General features: G+C 73.0%; 6 protein-coding genes. All 6 read left to right on the forward strand.

The features are described from left to right. Positions 1-93 precede the first annotated feature (93 nt). The 6 genes from IE209_RS33685 to IE209_RS31470 all read left to right on the forward strand — a co-directional run bounded on the left by IE209_RS33685 (position 94) and on the right by IE209_RS31470 (position 6,964). Entirely contained in the window at positions 94-258 is a 165-nt protein-coding gene (locus tag IE209_RS33685) for a hypothetical protein (protein WP_194659044.1), read from the forward strand. Between the two features lie 6 nt (positions 259-264). Further along, positions 265-1,347, forward strand: a complete 1,083-nt coding sequence (locus IE209_RS31450) for a phage late control D family protein (RefSeq protein ID WP_189690802.1) — start codon at positions 265-267, stop codon at positions 1,345-1,347. Continuing rightward, on the forward strand, positions 1,347-2,036 hold the full coding sequence (locus IE209_RS31455) for a phage baseplate assembly protein V (RefSeq protein ID WP_189690803.1): 690 nt from the start codon (positions 1,347-1,349) through the stop codon (positions 2,034-2,036). Before IE209_RS31450 ends, IE209_RS31455 begins: the two co-directional genes overlap by 1 nt. 713 nt (positions 2,037-2,749) lie before the next feature. After that, positions 2,750-4,303, forward strand: coding sequence for a hypothetical protein (locus IE209_RS31460; protein WP_189690804.1), 1,554 nt, complete (start codon positions 2,750-2,752; stop codon positions 4,301-4,303). Next, positions 4,300-4,692 carry a GPW/gp25 family protein gene (locus IE209_RS31465; protein WP_189690805.1) on the forward strand — a complete coding sequence of 131 codons (393 nt, stop codon included), beginning with the start codon at positions 4,300-4,302 and terminating at the stop codon, positions 4,690-4,692. Before IE209_RS31460 ends, IE209_RS31465 begins: the two co-directional genes overlap by 4 nt. A gap of 4 nt (positions 4,693-4,696) precedes the next feature. Beyond that, entirely contained in the window at positions 4,697-6,964 is a 2,268-nt protein-coding gene (locus IE209_RS31470; RefSeq protein WP_189690806.1) for a putative baseplate assembly protein, read from the forward strand. Positions 6,965-7,228 lie beyond the last annotated feature (264 nt).

A 7,228-nucleotide genomic window follows, 5' to 3' on the forward strand; every position in this document is an offset into this window, starting at 1 on the left:
GGCCGTGGTGCAGGCCGGCGGCAGCCTCAGTGCCGATGTGGGCGTCCAGGCGGACCTGCACGGCCGCATCCAGTTCGGTTGAGGAGCAAGAGCATGGCCGTCACCTTCGAAGAAGTCAGCGCAGAGATCAGCCCCCCGCCGCCGGCCGAGGCGCCGGCACCGGCCGCCGCGGCGCCCGACGGCGCGGCGCTGGCCGCACAGATCGAGCAGACCCTGCGCCTGCGCGCCGAGCGCGAAGCACGTTTGTGCGACCGGTAGACCCAGATGACCGAAGCCACCCTGAGCCAGAGCGCGATCTTCAGTGCGCGCCCCACGCTGCACATCGCCGGGCAGGAGGACGCCCGCCTCAGCACCCAGCTGCTGGCGCTGCGCATGGAAGAGAACGAGGGCGGCCTCTCGCACCTGGAGCTGCGGCTCAACAACTGGGTCGCGACCGACGGCAGCCCCGAGCTCGCGTTCGACGCCGGCTCCACGCTGCGCCTGGGCGCCGAGCTGGCGGTCTACAGCGGCGATGCGGCCACGCCCACGGAGATCTTCCAGGGCCGCGTGAGCGCGCTCGAGATGGTCTGCGACTACGGCAAGCCGCCCGAGCTCGTGGTGCTGGCCGAGGACGCGCTGGGCAGCGCCCGCCGCGCGCGTCGCACGCGCGTCTACACCGACCAGTCGCCGGCCGAGGTGGCGCGCGCCATCGCGGGCGAACTGGGCCTGGCCGTCGACGTGACCGCGCTCGACCAGCCGCGCGGCACCTGGGCCCAGCTCGACGAAACCGACCTGGCTTTCCTGCGCCGGCTGCTCGCGCGCTTCGATGCCGACCTGCAGGTGGTCGGCCAGCGTTTGCAGGCGGCGCCGCGCGGCGAGGTGCAGCGCGGCAGCCTGGAACTCCTGCTCTACAGCCAGCTCGCGCGCGTGCGCATCACGGCCGACCTGGCCGAGCAGGTCAGCGCCGTCAGCGTCTCGGGCTGGAACGCGCGCGACGGCGCCACTGTGCACGGCGAAGCCAGCGCCCTCGCGCACGGCGGCCCTGGCAGCGGCCGCAGCGGGCCCGACTGGGCCCGCGAGGCGCTGGGCGAGCGCCCGCTGCACCTGGCCGGCCCGGCCGTGCAGAGCGACGCCGAGGCCCGCGCCGTGGCCGAGGCCGCGTTCGACCAGCGCGCCCGCCGCTTCGTGCGCGCCGAGGGCGTGGCCGAGGGCAATGCGCGGCTGCGCGTGGGCTGCCATGTGCGGCTGGCCGGCATCGCGCCGCAGTTCGACAACAGCTACTACGTGGTGCAGGCCCGCCATCTGTTCGACCAGCGCCAGGGCTACCGCACCGAATTCCAGGCCGAGACGGCTTACCTGGGGACCTGATGCAACGCGACCTGCCCTTCCTGACCCCGCCGCCCTGGGCCGCGCTGGCCCTGCTCGCGCGCGTGGTCTCGCTGGACGACCCCGAGCGGCTCAACCGCGTGCAGGTCCGCCTGCTCGCCTTCGACGGCGCCGCAAACCAGGACGCGCCGCTCTGGGCCCGCGTCGTGGCCCCGTTCGCGGGCGACCAGCGTGGCTGCTGCATGCTGCCCGACGTGGACGACGAGGTGCTGGTGCTGATGGCCCAGGGCGATGCGCGTGCGCCGCTGATCGTGGGCGGCCTGTGGAACGGCAGCGCCGCGGCGCCGGCCGACATCGAGGCCGGCGGTGTCAACCGCACCAAGCGCCTGCGTTCGAAGAACGGTATCCAGATCACGCTGGTCGACCAGAGCGGCCAGGAGACGCTGACCCTGGAAACCCCGGGCGGCACGCGCGTGGTGCTCAAGGATGGCCCCAGCCAGCTCACGCTGGAGGACGCCAACGGCAACCGCATCCAGCTGGAGACCGCCGGCATCACGGTCACGGCCGCGGCCAAGGTCTCGGTGCAGGCCGCCAACGTGCAGGTCACGGCCGGCATGGTCAAGGTCGATGCGGCCCTGGCCGACTTCTCGGGCATCGTCAAGTGCGCGGTGCTCCAGACCAATGCGGTGATCAGCGCGAGCTATACGCCGGGGGCGGGGAATGTGTGGTGATGCCATGAAACCCCTCGCACGCCCTACCAACGGCCGAGCGCAGCGAAGGCCCGAGCCCCAGGCCGAGCGCAGCGATGGCCCGAATGGGACTTTCCCCTGTGCCCCTGCCGAGGAGCGCAGTGCCATGGGCTGCGCGGGGAACCACGCGCTTTGTCATCTGACTCATTGCGCTTGTCCGAGCGAAGTGAACGCAGTGAACGGTGCGAGTTGCGCAATGCAGCCCATGGCGCGAGCACCGCAGGTTGCCCGGAGCGCCAGCGCAGGGACAGGGGCACCGGGGTCGCCTTCTCTTTGCTTACTTTCTCTGGGCGAAGCAAGAGAAAGTGAGTCGGGGTGTGGGGGTGAAGCCCCCCCCTCCTCACTCCGATCAGACATCGTGTTCGCACAGGCACCAGAGGCCGGGATGTGCCCCCGGCAGTGCAGTCACTTTCTTTTGTTTCGCCGAAAGAAAGTAACCAAAGAAAGGGCGACCCCGGTGCCCACGACCCTGCGCTGGCGCTCCGGGCAACCTGCGGTGCTCGCGGCCTGGGCGCATTGCACAACTCGCACCGTTCACTGCGTTCACTACGCTCGAACAAGTGCAATGAGTCAGATCACGAAGCGCGAGGTTCCCCGCGCCGCCCAGGCCACTGCGCTCCTCGGCGTGGGCACAGGGGCCCCGGGGAGCGGGAACCGAATCGGGCCATCGCTGCGCTCGGCCGAGGACAGCTGACATGGCCCACCACCCCATCCTCCTCGGCGCCCCCCGCAGCCTCGCCCGCAGCCCCCGCCCCTGGCTGCTGCAGCGCAGCGACGACGACTTCCTGCCCGCCACGCTCGAAGACCTGCGCAGCCCGGCCGGCCACGAGCGCCTGCGCGCGCTGCGTGCCCGCGCGCTCGACGCCCAGGGCACGCTCAAGCTGTTCCAGCCGATCCAGCGCCAGTTCCACCTCGCGCTGCTGGAGGCCTGGTGCGACACGGCCGGCGAACCGCGGCTGGACCCCAAGCGCATCCAGGCCGCCGGCCTGGTGCTGCGCCGCATCGGCGCCGACGGCCGCGCCGAGGGCTGGATGAAGTCGGCCGGCCGCATCCACGGCTGGCTGCCGCTCACGCGCGTGGGCGGCGCCGACGCCGACCCCCTGCCCGCCGCGCGCGGCAAGCAGGGCCTGACCGGCGTGCCCGACATCGACCGCCAGCTCGCCGCCTTCACGCGCACCCAGCCCGACAGCGCGCTGGAGGAAGCCACCATCCCGCTCTACCTCGCGCCGCCCGATGTCTGCGCCGAGGCCGGCCAGACGCTTTACTACGGCCTGGTGCCCACGGTCAGCAGCGAGATCAGCGAACAGGACGAGCAACTGGCCGCCGCGCCCGGCACCGATTTCGGCCCGCGCTCGGCCGCCTTCCGCGACCACCTGGTGCTGGCGCTGCAGGGCCAGGCCATGGGCCTGCCGCGCACGGGCCAGTCCGTCACGGCCGCCTGGCTCAAGGACAGCGAGCAGGCCGATGCCGATGCGGCCCTCGCCCGCTTCGTGCTGCTGCTGCGCCAGCTGGCCAGCGAGTTCGGTGCCTTCGGCACTGGCGGCGCGCCCATCCTGCAGGCGCTCTCCACGCTGCAGCTGCCGCTGGTGCTGCGCGCAGGCGAGACCCAGCCGCGCCGTGTGCGCGCCGACCAGTTCCTGCAGCAGGCCCAGGCCCTGGTGTTGCAGCAGCAGGCCGGCAGCGTCGAGATGCCCGCCGAATGGCCGGCCATGGAGGCCGCCGCCGCCCAGCGCCTGCTGGACGCCATGCACGCCGCCATGCAAAGCCGCTTGGCGGCCGTGAAGGGCAAGCGCGGACGCTTCGACGAGCCCGGTGCGCGCTACCAGCTGCGCGCCTTCGTGCGGCTGGCGCCCGAGGGTGCCTGCCCGGCGCGCACCGTCTGGGGCGAGGCCAGCGAGCCCTTCGTGATCGCGGCCTGGTACGAGGGCGCGGGCGCGCCGCCCGTGCAGATCGCGCTGCCCGACCCCAGCGACAAGAGCCTGCTCGATGCGCTCCGCCCCAGCGTGGCCTTCGTCGTGCCGCCTTCGCTGCAAAGCCTGCTGTCCGGCGCGAGCAAGAAGCTGCTCGACGGCGAAGGCCAGAGCAGCAAGTTCGGCCTGAGCTGGATCTGCAGCTTCAACATCCCCATTATCACGATCTGCGCCTTCCTGGTGCTGAACCTGTTCCTGGGGCTCTTCAACATCGTGTTCGGCTGGATCTTCTCCATGAAGATCTGCCTGCCGTTCCCGAAGATTCCGCCGAAATCATGAGCGCGCATCCACGCCCCCTCATCGGCTGGCCCCTGCTGCCGCTACCGGACGCGCATGGCGCGCTGGCCTGGCCGGACCTCGCCACCAGCGTGCGCGACGGCATTCGCGCCATCCTGTCCACGCGCCCCGGCGAGCAGCTCATGCGGCCCGAATTCGGCGGCGGGCTGGACCGGCTGCTGCACGCGCCCAACACCATTGCCACGCGGCGCGAGATGCGCGATCTCGTGCAGGACGCACTGACGCGCTGGGAGAGCCGCATCCTGCTGGACAGCGTGGAGGTCTGGGAGGTCGCGGGCGCCCCCAGCCAGGTGCGCGTGGAAATCGCCTACCGGCTGGCCCGTACGGGCCAGTCGGCCGCCATGAACGTGACCGTAGATCTGGAGGGTTGACGCCATGCCGCTCCTGCCTCCCTCACTCGACGACCGCCGCTTCGACGACCTCGTCGAGGAACTGATCGCACGCATCCCTGCCCATACGCCGGAATGGACGCACCCGCGCCAGGGCGACCCCGGCCGCACGCTGATCGAGCTGTTCGCCTGGCTCGGCGATACGCTGCTGTACCGCGCCAACCTCGTGCCCGAGCGCCAGCGCCTGGTCTTCCTCAAGTTGCTGGGCATGGGCCTGCAACCCGCACTGCCGGCGCGCGGCATCGTGGGCCTGGCATTCGCGCGCGACACCGAGCTGGCCGCCCACACGCTGCAGCCGCGCGCGCTGCTCAAGGCCGCCGTGCCCTTCGAGACCCTGGCCGAGACCACGGTGCTGCCCATCACGGGCGAGGCCTACATCAAGCGCGCGCTGCCGCCCGCGCAGCTGGCCCAGCGCAGCGCGCTGCTGCAGGGCCTGGCCCGCATCCACCGCATCGGCGGCGCGCTCAAGGCCTACCAGACCACGCCCGTGTTCGCTGAGGGCCGCGCCGCGCCCGAGGGGGTCGACGTGTTCGCGCAGAGCGTGGACCGCGCGCTGTGGATCGCGCTGCTGGCCCCGCCCGCGCGCCAGGCTGAACTGCAGGGCGCGGTCAACACCGCCGTGCGCAACGCGCTGGGCGGCGGCGATGCGGCGCTGCCGCCGCTGCTCTCGGTCGGCGTGGTGCCGGCCGTGCGCCCGGCCGGCCCCTTCGACGAGGTCACGGCGGCCACGCCGGTGCCCGTGCTCTGGGAGATGAGCACGCGCGGCGCGACGGACTTCGACACCGCCTACCTGACCCTGCCCGTGCAGGGCGGAACCGACACCAGCGCCGGCCTGGCCCGCGCCGGCACCCTGCGCCTGCAGCTGCCCGACGAGCGCGCGATCTGGGCGCCCTCCAACGACGTGGGCGAGAACCCGCAGGCCGGCGTGGGCGACGCCCCGCCGCGGCTGGACGACCCGTCCCGCGCCGCGCGCCTGGTGGCCTGGCTGCGCCTGCGCCCGCAACCGGGCGAGCCCGTGCTGCAGCTGCCGCTGGCCTGGATCGGCATCAACGCAGTGGAGATCGACCAGCGCAGCACGCTGGCCGGCCGCGTGCTGGGCACCTCCAATGGCGCGGCCGACCAGCAGTTCGCGCTGCCGCTGGGCTCGGTCGATGCCGCCAGCCTGCGGATCGAGGTCGAGGCACCGGGCCGCGGCTACCAGCCCTGGCGCCGCGTGGACGACCTGGCCGCCATCCATGCCGACCCGCAGGTCGCCCGCGACGCCACCGCCTACGAACTCGACGCCGAGGCCGGCACGCTGCGCCTGGGCGACGGTCTGCGCGGCAAGGTGCCCGAGGCCGGCATGCGCGTGCGGCTCGCGCTGGGCCGCTTCGGCGGCGGCCGCGCCGGCAACCTGCCGCCGCTGGCGCTGACCGAACTGACGGGCACCCTGCTGTCCGGCCAGACCGCGCCGCCCATCCGCGTGCTGCAGCCGCTGCCGCTGGTCGGCGGCGAGGACGCCGAAACCCTGGCCGTGGCCGAGCGCCGCATCCCGGCCCGGCTGCGCCACCGCGACCGCGCGGTGACCGAGGACGACTACCGCAGCCTCGCGCGCGAGACGCCGTCCATCGACGTCGGCCGCATCGAGGTGCTGCCGCGCTTCAAGCCGCGCGACCGGCGCTTCCATGTGCCCGGCGTGGTCAGCGTGCTGGCGCTGCCCGCCGCGCCGCTGGCGCCCGCTCCCAACCCGCGGCCCGACCGCCCCTTCATCGAGCGCCTGCATGCCCACCTCTCGGTGCGCACGCCGCTGGCCACCGAGCTCTATGTGATCGGCTGCGACTATGTGGCGCTGGGCCTGTCGGTGGCCGTGCTGGTGCGCGACGGCCATGCGCGCGACCGCGTGCTGCTGGACGTGCGCGAAGCCCTGCGCCGCCTGCTCTGGCCGCTGGCGCCTGGCGGCCTGGACGGCAGCGGCTGGCCACTGGGCCGCGACGTGCGCTCGCGCGAACTCGAGGTCGAGGTCTCGCGCGTGGCCGGCGTGCAGGAGCTGCGCGGCCTGCGGATGTTCCAGCGCCAGGGCGACGCCTGGCAGCTGCTGCCCACCCTGGCCGCCGACGGCGCGCAGCAGCTCGCGCTGTCGCCCTGGCAGCTGCCCGAGCTGCTGTCGGTCATCGCGGTCGAGGGCGCCAGCGCGCCGACCGACCTGCGCGCCCTGCCCAACCCCTTCGCCGATGCCAGCGCCGTGGCGGTGCCGGTGGTGCCGGAGCTGTGCTGATGAAACAGAACAGCCACCCCCTCCAAAGCCCAGGCCGAGCGCAGCGACGGCCCGAGCCCCAGGCCGAGCGCAGCGATGGCCCGAATGGGACTTTCCCCTGTGCCCCTGCCGAGGAGCGCAGCGCCATGGGCTGCGCGGGGAACCTCGCGCTTCAACATCTGACTCATTGCGCTTGTTCGAGCGAAGTGAACGCAGTGAACGAAGCGAGTTGCGCAATGCAGCCCATGGCGCGAGCACCGCAGGTTGCCCGGAGCGCCAGCGGAG

It is taken from the genome of Pseudorhodoferax aquiterrae, assembly GCF_014652235.1.
Classification (GTDB): Bacteria; Pseudomonadota; Gammaproteobacteria; order Burkholderiales; family Burkholderiaceae_C; genus Pseudorhodoferax; species Pseudorhodoferax aquiterrae.

Excerpts from the sequence above, each read along its gene's own strand:
- IE209_RS33685 (WP_194659044.1), top strand. The coding sequence starts at position 94 with ATGGCCGTCACCTTCGAAGAAGTCAGCGCAGAGATCAGCCCCCCGCCG.
- IE209_RS31450 (WP_189690802.1), top strand. The coding sequence starts at position 265 with ATGACCGAAGCCACCCTGAGCCAGAGCGCGATCTTCAGTGCGCGCCCC.
- IE209_RS31455 (WP_189690803.1), top strand. The coding sequence starts at position 1,347 with ATGCAACGCGACCTGCCCTTCCTGACCCCGCCGCCCTGGGCCGCGCTG.
- IE209_RS31460 (WP_189690804.1), top strand. The coding sequence starts at position 2,750 with ATGGCCCACCACCCCATCCTCCTCGGCGCCCCCCGCAGCCTCGCCCGC.
- IE209_RS31465 (WP_189690805.1), top strand. The coding sequence starts at position 4,300 with ATGAGCGCGCATCCACGCCCCCTCATCGGCTGGCCCCTGCTGCCGCTA.
- IE209_RS31470 (WP_189690806.1), top strand. The coding sequence starts at position 4,697 with ATGCCGCTCCTGCCTCCCTCACTCGACGACCGCCGCTTCGACGACCTC.